The sequence below is a fragment of the Snodgrassella sp. B3882 genome, from assembly GCF_026535915.1.
Lineage (GTDB): Bacteria > Pseudomonadota > Gammaproteobacteria > Burkholderiales > Neisseriaceae > Snodgrassella.
In genome coordinates, this window is record NZ_JAFNPF010000001.1 from 2001358 (window position 1) to 2018604 (window position 17247).

General features: G+C 41.9%; 19 protein-coding genes. 1 reads left to right on the forward strand and 18 read right to left on the reverse strand.

Going from position 1 to position 17247, the window contains the following annotated elements:
• Positions 1 to 107: 107 nt before the first annotated feature.
• Positions 108 to 533 (reverse strand): hypothetical protein, encoded by a 426-nt coding sequence (locus J3U68_RS08475; RefSeq protein WP_267376081.1) that lies wholly within the window; start codon positions 531 to 533, stop codon positions 108 to 110.
• 30 nt (positions 534 to 563) lie between these two features.
• Between J3U68_RS08475 and J3U68_RS08480 the strand changes: the two genes are divergently transcribed.
• Positions 564 to 1193 (forward strand): 4'-phosphopantetheinyl transferase family protein, encoded by a 630-nt coding sequence (locus tag J3U68_RS08480; RefSeq protein WP_267376082.1) that lies wholly within the window; start codon positions 564 to 566, stop codon positions 1191 to 1193.
• Here the strand turns inward: J3U68_RS08480 and J3U68_RS08485 are convergent.
• The 17 genes from J3U68_RS08485 to J3U68_RS08565 are packed head-to-tail and all read right to left on the reverse strand — an operon-like array spanning position 1174 to position 15824.
• Positions 1174 to 2403: a beta-ketoacyl-ACP synthase gene (locus J3U68_RS08485; protein WP_267376084.1), complete on the reverse strand. Its 1230-nt coding sequence runs from the start codon at positions 2401 to 2403 to the stop codon at positions 1174 to 1176. The two genes, J3U68_RS08480 and J3U68_RS08485, sit on opposite strands and share 20 nt — an antisense overlap.
• On the reverse strand, positions 2397 to 3131 hold the full coding sequence (fabG, locus tag J3U68_RS08490; protein ID WP_267376248.1) for a 3-oxoacyl-ACP reductase FabG: 735 nt from the start codon (positions 3129 to 3131) through the stop codon (positions 2397 to 2399). Before fabG ends, J3U68_RS08485 begins: the two co-directional genes overlap by 7 nt.
• A 2-nt stretch (positions 3132 to 3133) precedes the next feature.
• On the reverse strand, positions 3134 to 3595 hold the full coding sequence (locus J3U68_RS08495; RefSeq protein ID WP_267376086.1) for a thioester dehydrase: 462 nt from the start codon (positions 3593 to 3595) through the stop codon (positions 3134 to 3136).
• A complete protein-coding gene (locus J3U68_RS08500; RefSeq protein ID WP_267376087.1) occupies positions 3576 to 4796 on the reverse strand; it encodes a beta-ketoacyl-ACP synthase in 1221 nt (406 codons plus the stop codon). Before J3U68_RS08500 ends, J3U68_RS08495 begins: the two co-directional genes overlap by 20 nt.
• Positions 4789 to 5229: a hypothetical protein gene (locus tag J3U68_RS08505; protein WP_267376088.1), complete on the reverse strand. Its 441-nt coding sequence runs from the start codon at positions 5227 to 5229 to the stop codon at positions 4789 to 4791. Before J3U68_RS08505 ends, J3U68_RS08500 begins: the two co-directional genes overlap by 8 nt.
• Positions 5223 to 6476: an NAD(P)/FAD-dependent oxidoreductase gene (locus tag J3U68_RS08510; RefSeq protein ID WP_267376089.1), complete on the reverse strand. Its 1254-nt coding sequence runs from the start codon at positions 6474 to 6476 to the stop codon at positions 5223 to 5225. The genes J3U68_RS08505 and J3U68_RS08510 overlap by 7 nt, the downstream gene beginning before the upstream one ends.
• Positions 6473 to 8827, reverse strand: a complete 2355-nt coding sequence (locus tag J3U68_RS08515) for an MMPL family transporter (protein ID WP_267376091.1) — start codon at positions 8825 to 8827, stop codon at positions 6473 to 6475. The genes J3U68_RS08510 and J3U68_RS08515 overlap by 4 nt, the downstream gene beginning before the upstream one ends.
• Positions 8802 to 9404: an outer membrane lipoprotein carrier protein LolA gene (locus J3U68_RS08520; protein ID WP_267376092.1), complete on the reverse strand. Its 603-nt coding sequence runs from the start codon at positions 9402 to 9404 to the stop codon at positions 8802 to 8804. The genes J3U68_RS08515 and J3U68_RS08520 overlap by 26 nt, the downstream gene beginning before the upstream one ends.
• On the reverse strand, positions 9405 to 9854 hold the full coding sequence (locus J3U68_RS08525; protein ID WP_267376093.1) for an acyl-CoA thioesterase: 450 nt from the start codon (positions 9852 to 9854) through the stop codon (positions 9405 to 9407). It abuts the gene before it with no gap.
• A complete protein-coding gene (locus tag J3U68_RS08530) occupies positions 9835 to 10830 on the reverse strand; it encodes a glycosyl transferase family 2 (RefSeq protein ID WP_323811435.1) in 996 nt (331 codons plus the stop codon). Before J3U68_RS08530 ends, J3U68_RS08525 begins: the two co-directional genes overlap by 20 nt.
• The gene (locus tag J3U68_RS08535; RefSeq protein ID WP_267376094.1) at positions 10781 to 11521 is read right to left on the reverse strand and encodes a glycosyltransferase family 2 protein; all 741 of its coding nucleotides are present in this window, start codon (positions 11519 to 11521) and stop codon (positions 10781 to 10783) included. Before J3U68_RS08535 ends, J3U68_RS08530 begins: the two co-directional genes overlap by 50 nt.
• Entirely contained in the window at positions 11518 to 13218 is a 1701-nt protein-coding gene (locus J3U68_RS08540) for an AMP-binding protein (protein WP_267376095.1), read from the reverse strand. Before J3U68_RS08540 ends, J3U68_RS08535 begins: the two co-directional genes overlap by 4 nt.
• Positions 13218 to 13772: a hypothetical protein gene (locus J3U68_RS08545; protein WP_267376097.1), complete on the reverse strand. Its 555-nt coding sequence runs from the start codon at positions 13770 to 13772 to the stop codon at positions 13218 to 13220. Before J3U68_RS08545 ends, J3U68_RS08540 begins: the two co-directional genes overlap by 1 nt.
• On the reverse strand, positions 13765 to 14022 hold the full coding sequence (locus J3U68_RS08550) for an acyl carrier protein (protein ID WP_267376099.1): 258 nt from the start codon (positions 14020 to 14022) through the stop codon (positions 13765 to 13767). The genes J3U68_RS08545 and J3U68_RS08550 overlap by 8 nt, the downstream gene beginning before the upstream one ends.
• Before the next feature lie 19 nt (positions 14023 to 14041).
• On the reverse strand, positions 14042 to 14317 hold the full coding sequence (locus J3U68_RS08555; protein WP_267376101.1) for a phosphopantetheine-binding protein: 276 nt from the start codon (positions 14315 to 14317) through the stop codon (positions 14042 to 14044).
• Positions 14317 to 15087 carry a lysophospholipid acyltransferase family protein gene (locus J3U68_RS08560; protein WP_267376102.1) on the reverse strand — a complete coding sequence of 257 codons (771 nt, stop codon included), beginning with the start codon at positions 15085 to 15087 and terminating at the stop codon, positions 14317 to 14319. The genes J3U68_RS08555 and J3U68_RS08560 overlap by 1 nt, the downstream gene beginning before the upstream one ends.
• Entirely contained in the window at positions 15084 to 15824 is a 741-nt protein-coding gene (locus J3U68_RS08565; RefSeq protein ID WP_267376103.1) for a beta-ketoacyl synthase chain length factor, read from the reverse strand. The genes J3U68_RS08560 and J3U68_RS08565 overlap by 4 nt, the downstream gene beginning before the upstream one ends.
• Positions 15825 to 17247 lie beyond the last annotated feature (1423 nt).

Consider the following 17247-nt stretch of genomic DNA (forward strand, 5'->3'; position numbering starts at 1 on the left):
AAGCAATTTCCGCTACCAGAAACTACGTTTTGAATTATGACTTTATAATTTATTTACCACAAAAATAGAATAGTGTTTTGTGGTAAATAAATTTTAACTAAAGTGATTTATCTAGCTAGATCACCTTTTAATGCAACACCGACTACGACACCACCTGCATGACATTCATATTTTTTTGAGTCAGCCATCACATTTTTCTTATAAAAACTCACAATATTAACCACTTTGCTGGCGTTTTCAGCCACGGCCTGCTGTTGAAGTTGTTTAACTGCTGCTAAAAAAGCCCAATGACAGGCAGCATCGTCGGTTTTTCCCACGCCACTGGTTTTACGGTTGGTCACCAATCCTGCTTTAATGACTTTTCCTGAGCCTTGAGCAAAATAAATTTTAACTTTTGGATCAATTATTTTCTTGGCTTCAGGCATATTTAAAGCATCCTGAATAGATAATAATAGTTTATCATCTCTAGCCTGAGCAACCGATACACTCGCTAATAATCCAGTTAACATGAATAGTTGAGCAATTTTTTTCATTGCAGATTCCTTATATTAAATATTCAATTTATGAAAAATCATTGTTTGGTTTTACTTACTTCTGCTGATTCCTCTAATCTATACGATAGACATAAACTTGGTTTTGCTGATCAACAACGAATACAAGAATTTCCTCAACTAGCTCAACGCCTCGATTGGCAAAACAGTCGTTTCTTGAAACAGCAATTGCCCAGTGATTATTCTTATACGTCTTTGACACATAAAAAGGGTTGTGCCGCCCTCATTGCCAGCACCAGCTGTTGCCCACTCGGAATTGATTTAGAATATGTACAACAGCGTGATTTCCTGGCTTTATCAACGCTTTGCTGCTCTGAAGTCGAACAAGAGTGGCTTACACAGCAACAAGATTTGGCGACCTCTTTTTACCAATTGTGGACTCTCAAGGAAGCACTAATCAAAGCACACCATGGTCAATTAAGTGACCTCTGCAAATGGTCATTAATCCAGCCAGCCAAATCAAGTATTCACATTCCTACACTTCAATTACAAGCGTATACTGCCGTGATCAAGCAATCTTGGTTTCTGAGCGTGGTTTATCCAGCCATTTATACCGATGTCACCAAATGTACCCAAATTTTTGGGGCGTGGAATAAGCATGACATCATCTGGCATCGCTGGCCTAACCATCCATCCGTTTGAAAATCAAGGATGAATTTACCCCTCCAAAAGCAAAATTATTGTTCATCACATATTCCGTATCAATCGTTCTGATCTGATCAACGATATAATCCAGCTCACCGCAGCGTGGATCAACTTCTTTCAGATTGATGGTTGGCGCGAACCAACCTTCATTCATCATCTGAATAGAAAACCACGATTCTAATGCCCCACATGCCCCTAGCGTATGCCCAAGATAACTCTTCTGTGAACTGATCGGAACATTGCCAAATACCTCTGCAGTAGCCTGTGTTTCAGCGATATCGCCTTGTTCAGTTGCCGTACCATGACCATTAACATAACCAATGGCACTGGGCGGAAGACAGGCATCTTCCAATGCCATTTCCATACAACGGCGCATGGTGGCACGTTCCGGACGGGTAATATGTGTTCCATCACTGGTGCAGGCAAAACCTACTATTTCAGCATATATTTTCGCGCCACGTGCTTTTGCCATTTCATATTCTTCCAGCACCAGTATTCCTGCTCCCTCGCCAATAACCAGCCCATCACGATGAATATCATAAGGTTTAGGGGTAGCTTTTGCTGCATCGTTAAACTGACTGGTGGCAAACAAAGAGTCAAATACAAAGGCTTCAGAAACACATAACTCTTCGCCACCTCCAGCCAGCATCATATCTACCTTGCCATATTTGATGGCTTCATACGCGTAGCCAATGCCTTGATTACCTGAAGCACAGGCACTGGAAGTCGGAATGACCCGTCCTTTTAATCCAAAAAATATAGACAGATTAGCGGCCGTAGTGTGCGGCATGATACGCACATAGGTATTGGCATTGAAATGCGAAGAATCTCCATTTAACACCAGCTCGCTAATGTGACAAATGTCAGGCGGACTGCCAGTAGAAGAACCGCAGGCCACGCCCATGCGCCCATCTTTAATAGATTCATCGCCCAATAAACCAGCATCTGCTAGGGCTTGCTCCGCAGCCTCTGTACACATCTGCGCCACTTTACCCATACTGCGCAACTGCTTGCGTGTCCAATGACTCGGCGGAGTGTAATTCAATACCGGTGCCGCCAATTTGGTATTTAATTCCTCATAACGCTGCCACTGTGGCATGCAGATGACTTTATTTTCATATGACAGCAACCCTTCTTTAATTGACGACCAGTCACGTCCAAGTGCACTGATACCGCCAATGCCTGTCACCACTACCCTTCTCAACATAAACCTCCATTCACCGCCAAAACTTGACGGGTGATATAAGCCGCTTGTTCTGAAACCAGAAAAGCCACAGCATGAGCTACTTCTTCCGCGGTACCCATACGATTCATGGGAATGGCTTTCATAATTTCTGTTATGGGAACATGTTCTTCAATCATGTCTGTTTCAATTAATCCCGGTGCAACACAATTAACGGTAATTTGGCGTTTTGCCAGCTCAACAGCCAAAGCTTTGGCAGCACCAATCAATCCTGCTTTAGACGCACTGTAATTTACTTGACCGCGATTACCAATCATGCCAGAAACCGATGCCACACAAACAATGCGTCCAGCCTTACGCCTGCGAATCATTGGCATCATCAGCGGATGTAGAACGTTGAAAAATCCATCCAGATTGGTTCCCAGCACTTGATCCCAATCTTCTGAACTTAAGGCCGGAAAAGCATTATCACGGGTGATGCCTGCATTAAGTACCACACCATAATATGCACCATGTTGTTCAATATCTGCCAACAAACTTTCTTGAGCTTGTTGACGGTCACACACGTCAAAAGTGATCGTCCGACATCGCCCACCGGCTGCTGTAATTGCTGCAGCCGTAGCTTCAGTTTGACTGTGCGGATTACGACCGTGAACAACAATATCCCATCCTGCCTGAGCTAACGTTAATGCGATGGCTTTACCAATCCCTCGGGCTGAGCCGGTGACCAATATTGTTTTATCATTATTCATTTTCATGTGTTTGTTATATCCTCATGGGGGCTATAAACATTTAAAGCTGCTTCGGCCAGTAACTGCACAGTTTGTTTTGCTTCATTACAGAGCCATAATTGACTATTAAATACGCCAAATCCATTGCTGTCTTGTAATGAACATTCAATGTTGACTTGCAATAAAGCGGGCACTGGCAACTGGTCAAAATAGAGCTTTAGTTTGCGAGTACCAAGCAAAAAACCCAGACGAACTTTTTCTCCAGCATCTTGCGCCAACACGCCGGCCCAGGCAGCGACCCCCTGCGCCATCAATTCCATGGCAGCCCATGAAGGTAACACATTGTTCGTGACCATGATTTGTTCAGTACTAACCTGAGCAAAAGCGGTTAAACATTGTTCATCATAAGCCGCAATTTCACTGAGTAATACCATTCTGCCATTATGTGGAAGTAAACTGGATACATCATAAATCGGGGTTTGCATGATTACTCCCAATAATTAATGCGGTATTATTTCCGCCAAAAGCGAACGAGGTACTTAATCCGATGCGTGGCTGATGGCTGGCGAATCGTTCCTGATATTTGGTCAAATGAATAAAGGGTAAAGACTCATCCAAGGCTGCATTGGCGCGATGATGGGGCAAATAACCATTTCTATTGCATTTTTTACTGATAACAATCCACAGAAAAGCCGCTTCCAGGGCACCTGCTGCACCTAAAGTATGACCAGTGAGTGCTTTGGTTGAAGCACAGGAAATTTGTTCGCCTAGCTCTGTATGGATAGCCAATGCTTCCATGGCATCGTTTTGCTCTGTGCCCGTTCCATGCAGATTAACCCAGCCAATGTCATTGGCAGATAATTTCGCCTGCTCCAGCGCCATTTTGATCACATTGCGTGCTCCAAGCGCATCTGGACGTGGACTGGACATATGATAAGCATCACTGCTGGTTCCATAACCGTGCAAAGGCAGTCCTTTGGTCGCATCACGCGTCATGATAAAAATACTGGCTGCTTCACCGATATTGATACCGTCACGCATAGCACTAAATGGCTGGCATTGCCCCTGTGACAAAACATTTAGAGCATGAAAACCATTGATGGTCAGATGTGATAAGGTATCTACTCCGCCACAGATGACAGCATCACATATTCCCATGCGTAATAGTCTGGCCGCACTGATGAGTGCCCGAGCACCTGAAGTGCAAGCGGTGGATATCCCATAGCGAACATGAGTTAATCCATAAACTTCTGCGATAAAATCTGCCGGTGAAGACAATAATTGTTTTGCTTGATTGTAACCACAGCTTTTCCAATCACCGGTGGTAAAGCCTTTATCCAATGCCGTGATGTTTTCATCACCACCTGTAGTGGAGGTACCGATGACTACCCCGATGCGATCTGCACCATATTCAGCAATGGTCAACTGTATGTCTTCTTCAATCTGTGCTAAAGCATGCCATAACAATTGATTATTACGACTACACAAATCAGGGTGGATTGCAGCAGGTAGTGCACGTAATGATTCCTTAACCATGCCATATAATGTTTTTTTGGCTGGTATCCACATTTCATCTTCAGTCAGGTAGTTGTCTTTGGTGCCCAATAAAGCATGAATATGCTGTTGTACTCCACAACCTAACGCGCTGATCATAGCTGGCTGACTTAAAAAAACTGCATCAGTCATTGGTTATTTCCCGAATTGTCCATTGCTGTTTATGCCAATACAATTGATAAATCCCACTTTCTGCAGTATTTTCAATACGAATCTGTTCTGAACCAGCTGCAAGCGGCCAGTTTTTTTGTTTACTAATTAAAACAGAGACGGCGGTAAATAACTTTTGTGCTTTGGCATTTGGGGGAAGAAAACCGTCATTTCGCCATTTACCCTGATGCAGAATCTGCCGCGATATAGGGGCACCCAGAGAATCAACTTGCACAAAACGCCACTGCCCATCAGCATAAGGCTCAACGATCAGCATGCTATTTCGCTCATCCTGATCAGTGATTTGAAAAGTTAATGGTTCGTTTAGTAGAGGTAAATGTGCCATATCGACAGTATGTTGACAGGCACTTAAGCTCAGGATGAATATCAGAATGCTAACAAACCTGATCAACATGCCTGAGCCTCACCACAGACTTCAGCTAAAACTGCCAGACGACGCTCTGATTGGATAACATATGGATTATTGGTATCCCAAGCATAACCTGCCAAAATCGAACTGATATAACGTCGGATATCCTGATTGATATTTTCTGCATAAATGACATTTTGGAAAGCATTGCTATACCAGCCATTGACATAGGTTTTGAATGCATTGATACCAATTTTCAAAGCATCGGCATAATCTTTTTGCCAATCAACAGTTTCACCTGAAAATTGACGATGCAGTAAATCTGCTGCCAGCTTGGAAGAATGCATCGCAATGGTGACACCAGAAGAAAATACTGGATCAAGGAATTCTGAAGCGTTGCCAAGCAGTGCAAAACGTTCACCATACAGAGATTTCACATCCGCTGAATAATTGGATAAGGTTCTGAAAGGTACGTCGTTATCCCAATTAGCGTTAGTCAAAATGCGCTTGAGCATGGGTATTTCACTGGCAAATTTTTTCAAAATCGCTTCTCCCCCTTCTGCTCCGTGGTTATCCAGTATCTGCGCCAAACCGACCACACCAATCGAGGTACGTCCGTTACTAAACGGAATAAACCATAACCATACATCACGAAATTGAGGATGAGTACTGATGAGAATTTTGTTCCGATCAAATTGTGGATCGGTCACATGATCATCAATGTGCGTAAAATAAACTTTTCGTTCAGGTAAAAGTGAAGGTTGCTCTAAATCCAGTAAACGCGGTAACACCCGTCCATATCCGCTCGCATCAAGAACAAATTTGGCCTGTAATTGAGCATTTTGTTGCTGCTCATCCGAAACCGTCAAAATGGCAGCTTCATCAGTAAACTCAATACCGTTTACCTGATGTTGAAAGCGTACTTCAACCCCTTGTTTTTGTGCTTCTTCTATTAAGATCTGATCAAAGCGATCACGCATCACCTGAAAGGTTGTGCCCGGTCCTGAGGTAAATTTATCCGTAAAATCAATAGTAGTGTAACGATCTCCCCAGGTAAACGCGGCACCATTCTTAAATTGGAATCCTTCATCAGCAGCGGCTACCACAGCCTCAAGCATGCCGGCTTCTTCAATAAACTCCATACAATGAGGCAAAAGGCTTTCGCCAATCACAAATCGTGGAAAAACCTGCTTTTCCAACACACAAACGCGATGCCCTTTTTTATTTAATAAAGCAGCAGCAATAGATCCAGAAGGTCCTGCCCCTATAATAACTACATCATATTGATTCATTTTAACCCCTTTATTTCTAACTTTGGCAACAAAGCCAAAGCCAGAATCACACTGAAGAAAACACCAAATGCAACACTACGACCAAAACTGGCAATAGCTGGTGTTGCACTAAAACCCAGAATGGCAAAGGAAATCATTGTTGTCGTCGCGGCTAACATCACACCAGCCAGCCGCTCCTCTGCTGTCATCTGAGACATAGAAACATAAATGGCATAATCCAGACCAATTGCGGTCACCAGAAACAGCCCAAATATCGCAAATAATGACATTGTCCAGCCAAACAACGCAAACAACGCGACACTCAATAGAGTTGCCGTGACAGGTACCGCTAATAAGGTCAGTCCTTTGCGCCAGCCAAATACATAAGAAAGGATGCCAATGGCCAGCAAATAAGAAGCCAGTTTTAATCCGATAGCTAGATTACGTGTATGCCAGAATAGCTGGTTTAATTGTTGTAAATCATTGATAAAATAGACTTCATGCTGATTATTTGCCATCTTTTGTAGAGCTGAAACGTCTATCACTCCAGACAAAGTGACCATAGCCGCCACCCTACCATTAGCCATTTTCCCCAAATATAAATCCTGCCACGCTGTGGCCAAATCAGTATTCAGACTTTGACTGATCGATTGTGCGGGTAAACGCTGTAAAGCATGCAAATAGTTTGGCACACTTTGCTCATCTATACCCAATTGTAATAATTCTTGCCAGTGATCAGCGTTTTCCTGTAACGTGCGTAATTCTTGCTGACGTTGTTTTTGTTCCGCCAGCGGAACAACCCATTGATCTAATGATTGATAAGCTAATAACTGATTCTGCTCAACCAACTGATTCAATTGCTGTGTTAATGAATGACTTTTACGCAGCAAATCATCATCATCATCAGCCATCACAATAAAATATTGTGCCGCAGGCATAGTTTGAGTGAGTTTACCGATCTTTTCTGCTTGTTTTAGCCAGCTATCAGGTAAATTAATCCACTGACGGATATCATCATGGGTATTTAATTTGACCAGACCCGAACCAATCAATAATAGTATGAGCAATAATGGCCATTTCTGGCGTAAAAGCCATTGGCGACAACGAATCACCCCATTACCAAACCACAGCATTAATCTTAAATTTCCCAAACCTATACGCAGCTGTACGTTGGCAAATATAAATGGCAACCATAATAGATTGAACAAAAAAGCACTCATTAAGGCAACGGCAGAGAAAACTGCGGTTTGCTGCAAAATGGGCAATGGCGTAATTAATAATGACACATAACCGAGCAAGGTGATGATCAAACTGAGCAGAAAGGCTTTAGTCACTACATGTAGCGCCTGCCATCGCTGCCATGGCTTTTGAACGATACTGCTGGCCAACCAGTGTAACGGGAAATCCAGTAATACCCCGGCCAAGCTGGTACCCACTACCAACGTCAAAATGTGAATCTGCCCGAATAAGGCCACAGTGGCCGCTAACCCCAACAATACGCCTACCAACAGCGGCAGTACTAATAGCAAAATGCGCCACGACCGAAACAGAAATAGCAACAGAAGGAACGTTAAACCCATGCTCAGTACACTCATGTACTGGCCTTCTTTTTCACCAACCGTTTTATTTTCCGCAGCAAAAATTGAACCGCCAGCCATCAGCACCTCAACCTTTTGCTCAGCCATTTCTAGCTGGGTATGTTGCAGTAAGGGTAATAACTCATCGGGTACATTAATGAGACCCGCTTTTTCCGGCAAACGCGCGCGCAGTAACACCCAAGTTTTCTCACCGTCTTCAATGTTTAACCATCCTGTTTCAGCGTTGAAAAAAACCGGGCTGTCTTGACTGATGTTATGCATAATGGCGGTACTCAGTCCTAACCAGTCTTGTTCAACTGGCACTATTCCTACACCGTTGAAAGGATTGACTAAAGCCTGAGCTTGTTTAGTGAACGCTGCTGACGGTTTTTGGATTATCGCCGACCAAATATCTGCGGGAACGACAGCCAAGCTCAGGCGTCTTATATCTGCCTGCAAGACAGCCAAATCGGGCTGAGTTTTTCCGCTGACAAATTGAAAGAGATGAGCGTTTTGCCATTTGCTTTGAATGCTCTCTGCCGCAGCCATCGCGTCCTCAGCATTGTTGCTCCCGACCAATACAACAATATCTCGATTCATCCGGCGGTTCATCCGCTCTTTAGCCATGAGCTGAGCCTGAATAGTTTGGCTCTCTCGCGGTAACAAACTGGTTAGATCGGTATCAAGACGATTGCTTTGCTGCCATGCCAGTACTAATGTTGCAAACACCAGCAAAATGAACAATAAATACAGCCAGCGCCAGAAAGGTTTACGGTAAAACGGCATTTTGTTCAAACTGATTCAACCTTATATTCATTTTTATGTCAGTAAAAGCAATCTCCGTCCGATCTCCTTGTGTTTCATATAAATGGATTTTTCTAACCAGACTATCGCCTTGTATATCGATACGGGTGAAAATTTGCTTCATCAGCATAGTTTTCGGTAATAGCTGTAATTGCCAGTTTTTGGCATTACCTTGAAGTTTTAAATTAAATTGACTTTGTAAACCACTGGTTTGGCCGGCGAGCAAGTTTAAAAACAGTTTCACCTGATTTTTCTGTGCACTGGCCGATTGCTTACTGGCAACCCACTTGTTTTGTGCATTTAACTGTTCAATACCACTCTTGCGAATGCGCATGCTATCGACAAAAGGTTTTTTCATTTGCCACAATAAACCGGCATTCGGAACAAGTAAAAATTCACCCTGAGCTGCAACAGGTTTTTTCATGCTTTTTAAATAACGCAGTTGAGTAAATTGACCTTTAATATTTTGCGGCTGTTGTAACAAAGTCTGCAAATCATTCAAATTAAACGCCCAAATTGACGAACTTAACAACACCAGTACCACTGAACAAAATATTTTTTTGAACACTTAAATTTCCTCCTTTAACCCATGAGTAAGCGCATGATTCACCGCTTGTAACCAGCTTGAAGGTGTCTGATATTGTGTTTCTCCGGTTGCCATACACACCGCTACCTGCATACTGGATGCTTTCGTTAATTTCTTGCCACTGCTGGCATCACTGATGACGTAATCGAATTTCAGACAACTTTCATACTCTTTTAATATGGCTTCAATACGAATTTTCTGCCCGAAAACCGCCGGTCGAACATATTTAAGATGCATCTGAACCACAGGCCAACCATAACCATTGGCTTTCATGATCTGATAATCATAATTTATGGCGCGTAAAAAAGCACAGCGTGCTAATTCCAGATATTTGACATAATGACCATGCCATACAATATCCATCGAATCGACATCAAAAAAAGGGACTTCTAACACCACACTATGGCGTAATTCACATGGTTGTTTTGTCATTCTGGTTCCAAAAATCAAAAAAATTAAACCATTGCCAAGGCGCTTTGGCACAATAAAATGCCAACTGACGAGCATATTCCTCAACATATTGGCGGATACATTCATCACGTTGATGCCGCTGCCACTTGATAGAGGAAACAAATCGATGTAAATACAAATGATATTTGCCCTGCTCTTTCAAACAATACAAAGTGTTGACCGGCACTTTTAGCAAACCAGCCATCAGCCACACTCCTTGGGGCCAATTTGCGGGTTGTCCTAAAAAAGAGGACGTAACCGTTTTTTCGCCCCGAATGGGTACTCTGTCTGCAGCAATAGCTAACCACTCGCCGCGACTGACACAGTTATGCAAATACATCATCATATCCGCATCCAATTCGGTCACTTGGATTACCTTAATGCGGCTGGCGCCGGCTTCATTGAGTGCCTGATTAAACTTCACCGCATGTGCGCTATGCATGAGGACATTGAGTACGATATGCGGATGTTTTTTCACCAGAGCTCGACATATTTCCGTATTGCCAAGATGAGAACACACCAATATTTGTCCGGGATTATTGACTACAGGATGATCTATTTCTGCATACAAATTGTCTAAATCATGAATCACCAGATCTTCATATTTTATGCGCCCTTGCCACACGGCAAAGCGGTCAACCAATGACATAGCAAAGCTATAAAACTGTTTAAATACTGCCCCTCTGGCTTGAAGAGAAGGTTTCAATTCGGGAAAGCTTTGAAGCAAATATTTTTGATAACGGGAAATACTGCGTCGTGCGCCAGGAGCAGTGAGAAAAAAATAACTAACGATGGCATACACCAACGGCATCATGAGCCAAGCTGGACAATATCTAACCATATGGCGGGTAATCCATAAAGCTAAATGGTTACCACGTTCCTTTTGCTTAGCCCAATGCTGTACAGATTTACCCATTTCTGTCTCTTTGCCTTTTAGCCAGAATAATTTGCGGTACATGGCATAACATGTCAGCAAAAAGACGCGCATGCATTTTTGAAATTAATACATTGTCCTGCCATGCCCGAAAATGAGAGACCCCATTATCAGCATAACTAACTGGCGTATCGACCCAGACAAAATCGGCGCCACGGCGATGCAATCGCACTAATATCTCCGTATCAAAATCCATATAGTTGCCCAAACGATCTTGATGCACCACCACAGCTGTCAGGGATAAGGGATAAATGCGAAAACCACACATCCCATCTTTAATATCAAAAGAAAGCGTATTGATTACCAGCCAAAAATTACTTATTTTTCGTCCGTATAACCGTGATTTTGGCGCATCAGCACCGTAAACAGGACGCGCACAAATAACAGATTGAGGATGTTGCTGTGCCAATGTAATCAGCTTTTCACAATCATTTAGACAATGCTGTGCATCAGCATCGATTTGCAAAACGTGCGTATAACCTTGATCACCGGCGTATTTAATTCCATCCTTAACCGCAGCACCTTTTCCACCATTTGTTGCTCTAAAGATGACCTGAACACCATCTTTAAGCAATTGTGTCACTACCTTCTTGGCGGCTTCATCAGAGCCGTCATCAACAATCAGGCAATCAACACCCATACCAACCATGGCTTCAACCACCTGCCCGATCGTAGCGGCATGGTTATAATGTGGAATCAGAGCAATCAACTTCATCCCTGTTGCTCCTTTTGTTCATCAATAACCACTCTACCTGAAGCAATTTTTTGTTCCCCACAACTACATGAGAAAGTGATTTTTTGCCGGATAGCGTCGCGTTTGAATTGCATCGTGACCACGTCTGCCGGACGTAAAAAATGCTGAAATTTCAAATTTTCGATTTGTTTTGGTTGATGCTCAATCCATTGCCATTGCTGCAAAAACTGCATTATCCATTTGAGCTGTATGACTCCGGGTACCAAATGAAATTGATCAAAATGCCCGTTAAAATAGATCAAATCTAGGGGCACCTGAAAACTGAGGTAATATTCATCTATACTCACTTGGGTTTCAGCTAACACAATCGGTTCGGTTATCGGTTGCAATAGTGCGTGCAAAATATCTTTTTGGCTTAATTTATGTTGTGCATTTCGCGGCAAATGAGTCGTAAAACGCCATTGCCGAGGCAAAGCGATCTTCTCGGTATCAACAGCTAAATAATTTTTTAATAGCTGAATAACCTGTTTGCGTCCTTCCTGTCGCCATTGCTGAATACCCGCAGAAGTTAACGCCACCCAAGCGGCCAAATGGCTACCTTGTGGTTGTTGCACCAAATGAACATCGGCGATCCAGGCATGTTTTAAAAGCTGATTTTCGATTTCTACCAAAGAAATTCGCTTGTCAGCCAATTTAATGATTCTGTCCATCCGCCCTAAGAGTTCAAAGCCATGCTGATGTTCTTCTACAGCATCAGCCAATAATTGCGGCTGAGGGCACCAAAGAGATTGAACTTCCAAGCCATTAGCAACTTTTTGATAAACTACCGACGGCAAGCCTTGCCAATGCGCTTCATCCATTCGATAAGCAATAGCTGCAGTTTCAGTACTGCCATAAATTTCTATCACATCCTCACAGATATGCCGTTGTAAAAAAGTTCTACATTCTTTTTGCAATAACCCACCAGATGAAATAATGGCCTTGACACATGAACGAACCATGGCAACATCGTGGGCAGGTTGTAAAGCATGCAGCAAGGTCGGGCTACTGACCCAAATAACATCTTTTTGTGACTGACTAACCAATAACAGTAATTCTGGAAACTGTACCCGCTGCCGATAGATCGGCAATCCCAGATAAAGACTCAACATCACTCGAAAGCTCAGACCATACATATGTTGTGTGCTGACACTACCGAGAACCACAGATTGATTTGACTTTACTGCTACAGGCATCAATTGAGCCACCGTGCTTGCTTCGTGGCATAGTGCTTGCCAGTCTTTGCGAATGATCTTCGGCTCCCCCGTCGATCCAGACGTTTGCAGAAAAATATCAATATTGTGCTGAAAAAGAGGTGGACGATCAGAAGGTGATGGTTTCGGCCACGCTGCATCAAGCATTACAGGCAGCATCAGATCATCGATTTTCTGATCTGACAAATATAGGTCAACAGTCTGTTCTAACCAGCGTCGGTTAGTCTGCGCCACATTACCGGGTAGATAAACCGTAACGTTGGCCTCGATACTCGCCAGCAAAGCCATGGCAAACGAAGCGGCATCATCAAAATACAAGGCTACAGAATGAACCTGTCGTTCACGCAATTCTCGTGCCAATGCCTGAATCTGCTGCAGAGCATTTTGCCAGCTTAAATCGGCGCTACCAGTAGCAAAAGATGCTTCACTGGTTGCCCGCTCAATCCATAATTGATCAGCAAACATTACATTTCTTTTTTTAAGCAAAACTGTCTATAAAGAAACTCACCGACAAACAACACGCCCATCAGCACATAAGCCACAATACCGGTATAAACCGCCCATGCTTGCCACTGTTCGGTGACAATTAGTACAGTGGTAATCAAAATATTCATTATGAAAAACATCACCCAAATCTGTGTAACCTTACGGGTATAACGCACACCTGATGGTGGTAAATCTGGCATTTTGAATCGAGCCAGACGTTCGATAAGCGATTGACTGCTAAATAAGCTACCTGCAAATATCAATAACATCATCATGCTGACCATGACTGGGTACCAGTACATAGCTGTGGCCGAACGGATGAACGCCAGACACAAAAAAATCACCATCACCACACTTGAGATCATTCTGTGATAGCTTGTTCTAGCTAAACATGCTCGCATTAACCAAATCACTGCCATTAAGACCGCAATGGGCGTTACCCCAATATATTGCTGACCGAAATACCAGATTAAAGGATAGATGACACTTACAACTGCCAGACAAATATTTGTGGCTGTGTACAGCCTAGACATGAGTTACCTGCTTAGCCCGCTCCAATACTGCCTGCACAACATCAGCGACAGTGCGTACATTGCGGAAGTCTTCAGCTTGTAGTTTATGTCCGGTTTCACGCTTGATATAATCAATTAAATCAATAGCATCAATACTATCTATTTCCAGATCTGTAAATAAATCAGCTTCTGGAGTAATTCTTTGCGCATCGATTTCAAACAAATTTTCTAAGGCGTGAGCCAAAATGGTGTAAATTTCCTGCTCTGTCATCACATCGTTCCCCAGTTAATTATGAGTTTATGCCACTGGACTGATTATCATTAATATAAGCGGCCAACGTTTTGGCACTGTAAAAATGCTCACGCAATTGGCTACCATCACTTTCCATTTGTAAGCCAAACGTTTTTTGTATCGCCAATCCCAATTCAAGCGCATCTACCGAATCCAATCCTAATCCTTCATCACCGAATAAAGCCAGATCATCGTCAATATCAGCTACTGAGATATCTTCCAATCCCAAACAGTCAATTATTAATTCCTTTACCTGAGTCATTAATTCCTTCATTATTTTCTTTCTTTGGTAGTTTCCTGTTGAAAATATACTTGTAAACTCTGATTGAGTTCTCTGGCAGCGATCGGTAAAGGCTTCGCCTCTAACCACTGTTGCGGATCAATATCTTCTCCGACATAAAAATCATACTGCACTTTCTTTTTCGGTATCTGATACCACGGTTGATGCTTTTTAAAATTAGGCGGATTCATCACTATCGTGACTGGAGTAATGACCTTGGCACTACGTAAGCCAATGGAAACTGCACCACGATTAAATTTGATCTGACCATCCCAACCTGTGCGCGTCCCTTCCGGAAAAATCAGCAAACTCTGACCATTTTTTAACATAGCATCTGCCTGCTCAATGACCTGCATCGACTCATCGTTGGGTAAAAAACCACAGGCTATAATCGGGCTTTTCATTACCGGATTGTGCAACAACTCCTTTTTAACAATACAATTGAGTACCGGCACCTTAGCCAATAAAAAAACCACATCCAGCAATGACGGGTGATTGACCAGTACCAGCTGTCCGGGCTGGCCTAATCGTTCAAAGCCATGATATCGAACACTGACCACCCCAGTAATACACAGATAATGCACAAAGCATTTCCAGATTAACGACACCAAATAGCGTGCTCTGATTTGTCGGGATAAATTACCTTTGCTTGGAACAACAATATATGGCAGCAAAATAATTTTGAAGATTACGCCAAACAAACCAAACAGCACAAAACCCATTGTTGTGGCGATCAAACGCCAAACGCGATTGATACGCTTCATGGATTATTTTTCCACTGCCAAACACCATGGGTATCTACTTGATTGCGACTGGTTTGGCCGGTCAATTGCTGCACGATCCAGGCAATCGTACTGGTGTAATAGCTAATATCTTGCTGCCCCTGTGTCAGTGTGCTTTGGGCAGCATCGACCAGATAGTTCAAACTGGTCTGATCACCTCGAGTGATGACTAAAGCGAGAGCTAAAGGAAAAGGCGCACGTTCGGCAATGACCTCATATTCATGCTTGATCGGTTCATCAACCACCACAACAAGCACCTGCTCTGCCCCCTCTTGTAATAAACCATAAGCTTCAGTAATGCCTATTTCCAAACCATTACATTTGGCACTAAGCGCCACATTTTCACTCATATCTGCGCGCATCAATGACCATTGCCCAGCAATAGCATTATGTACAGATAAAGCAAAAGAAGTTGGAGATAACTCCTCGTGCTGCAAAAAACTCTGCCACAGCGCAAAACTGCGGTTAACCTCACCATCGTGCGATACAAAAACCAGTGGACAGTGAATATGTTCAGCTAAAAGCGGCCATGCAGCAGCAAACATTAATCTTGCTACTGAACTTAAACGCCTTCTTTTTATTGCAGATAAAAAAGATAAATCTACCTCACATGCTACCAATCCAGTGCTTTTCTGACCTTGTGCTATCCACTTTTGCCAGTCTTCATGAGTCTGATGATACGGGCTAACTGCGCGCCAGAAAGGTATTGCGAACTGCATATAAAATAAACAAATTATGATAAAATTTTTATTATAAATAAGTTTACGTTTTATAACAATATGAGATTAAAATTTACTTAAATAAATTTATTTGACTATGTTCTTATTTTAAATTAATTAATATTAAAAAATCCCCTTGTTTTCCATTGAACTCCTTCTTTTTTAAATTAATTAATATCTATTTTATTTCCCATTATGTGATCAAAAATAAAGTATTAAATAAAGATAGCCGGTTAGTTTCAACATAATTCCATATTTATATATTGATACATGGCCAAATTAAACCCGTATACTGCAAATGACGAGATGGTTAATCTTGCTCATTACCAGAGATCTACCCATCAATCTATGATCATTTAATATTAGTACAGAGCTTAAATGTAAGCGCTCAAACCATTTTTAACCAAAACAAAGATGGTATTAGTTGAAGTTTGCAACATTAAAACCGATAGCATTAATGAATTGTCCTTCATAACGATATGTATATATTAAGTTTAGATTGACTTAGGTTGCCGCATGCGACAAATGAAATACGAACATTCATCCTTCATAACAATAGTCTAGCGTTACTGAATATGGTTTGGCATATTCTAAGTTAACTCTTCTTTCAGACTGATCCTGACAGACACACTTGCATGCTGTTGCTGTTGATGATGAAAATGACTAGACGCAACAATTTGATTGTCAAACTAAAAAGATCACCTAATGAGTGTCAATAGCCACTGTAATTCAAGTTAAGGGTTTAGATCAGGCAAAGTTCAAATTATTCCATATTGTTTTAATGATATTGTAATTAAGCATATCTTTAATCGATATACTGAATAAATCAGAATAAGCTTAAATCGCTGCAACAGCCAATATGCATTTGTCTGCAGTTAGATTTCTCATATTGTTATGCTGCGCAATATTTTATGCAAAAAAATTAGGCAGTTAATTTCATTTGTTCAAATACTATTTTATTAATCATTTCGTCTTGCTGATAAATCCTTTTTTCTTCGGCTAATGGACAACACTTATCCAGACCAGTTTTGTCCTAGAATTCACTGGTGGGTCTACAGCATGCTTAAGGCATGATCCTTCTAAAATAATTATTGTTTTTTTACCTGTATGGATATCAGTAGCACTGTCTAACACCTGCAATCAATCAGAAAGTATGTTGAAAATTTTTTTGATTATTTCAATAATATCAACATGGATATCAAGTTTTGGATATCGATACAAAATAGAACAGGATTTTGTCTTTACTTTATTTAATCGATGGTTTAAGCATTATCGTTTCTTATGGCTTTAAATAATCCAGATGCTCAGATCTTCATTGAGAGACTTTTTTAGTTATTGTCGCCGGTTATTCGGGTATTTAGTCGCTAAAATAAGCATTTATTATCGCCAATGGATGATTGAAAGATTGTTTTTTCGTACTAAA

Bases quoted from the DNA above. Each gene is read 5' to 3' on its own strand.
- J3U68_RS08485 (WP_267376084.1), bottom strand. From the start codon at position 2,403: ATGTTGAGAAGGGTAGTGGTGACAGGCATTGGCGGTATCAGTGCACTT.
- fabG (WP_267376248.1), bottom strand. From the start codon at position 3,131: ATGAATAATGATAAAACAATATTGGTCACCGGCTCAGCCCGAGGGATT.
- J3U68_RS08555 (WP_267376101.1), bottom strand. From the start codon at position 14,317: ATGAAGGAATTAATGACTCAGGTAAAGGAATTAATAATTGACTGTTTG.
- J3U68_RS08500 (WP_267376087.1), bottom strand. From the start codon at position 4,796: ATGACTGATGCAGTTTTTTTAAGTCAGCCAGCTATGATCAGCGCGTTA.
- J3U68_RS08510 (WP_267376089.1), bottom strand. From the start codon at position 6,476: ATGAATCAATATGATGTAGTTATTATAGGGGCAGGACCTTCTGGATCT.
- J3U68_RS08505 (WP_267376088.1), bottom strand. From the start codon at position 5,229: ATGTTGATCAGGTTTGTTAGCATTCTGATATTCATCCTGAGCTTAAGT.
- J3U68_RS08535 (WP_267376094.1), bottom strand. From the start codon at position 11,521: ATGAAGTTGATTGCTCTGATTCCACATTATAACCATGCCGCTACGATC.
- J3U68_RS08530 (WP_323811435.1), bottom strand. From the start codon at position 10,830: ATGTACCGCAAATTATTCTGGCTAAAAGGCAAAGAGACAGAAATGGGT.
- J3U68_RS08565 (WP_267376103.1), bottom strand. From the start codon at position 15,824: ATGCAGTTCGCAATACCTTTCTGGCGCGCAGTTAGCCCGTATCATCAG.
- J3U68_RS08560 (WP_267376102.1), bottom strand. From the start codon at position 15,087: ATGAAGCGTATCAATCGCGTTTGGCGTTTGATCGCCACAACAATGGGT.
- J3U68_RS08475 (WP_267376081.1), bottom strand. From the start codon at position 533: ATGAAAAAAATTGCTCAACTATTCATGTTAACTGGATTATTAGCGAGT.
- J3U68_RS08480 (WP_267376082.1), top strand. From the start codon at position 564: ATGAAAAATCATTGTTTGGTTTTACTTACTTCTGCTGATTCCTCTAAT.
- J3U68_RS08545 (WP_267376097.1), bottom strand. From the start codon at position 13,772: ATGTCTAGGCTGTACACAGCCACAAATATTTGTCTGGCAGTTGTAAGT.
- J3U68_RS08550 (WP_267376099.1), bottom strand. From the start codon at position 14,022: ATGACAGAGCAGGAAATTTACACCATTTTGGCTCACGCCTTAGAAAAT.
- J3U68_RS08495 (WP_267376086.1), bottom strand. From the start codon at position 3,595: ATGCAAACCCCGATTTATGATGTATCCAGTTTACTTCCACATAATGGC.
- J3U68_RS08525 (WP_267376093.1), bottom strand. From the start codon at position 9,854: ATGACAAAACAACCATGTGAATTACGCCATAGTGTGGTGTTAGAAGTC.
- J3U68_RS08540 (WP_267376095.1), bottom strand. From the start codon at position 13,218: ATGTTTGCTGATCAATTATGGATTGAGCGGGCAACCAGTGAAGCATCT.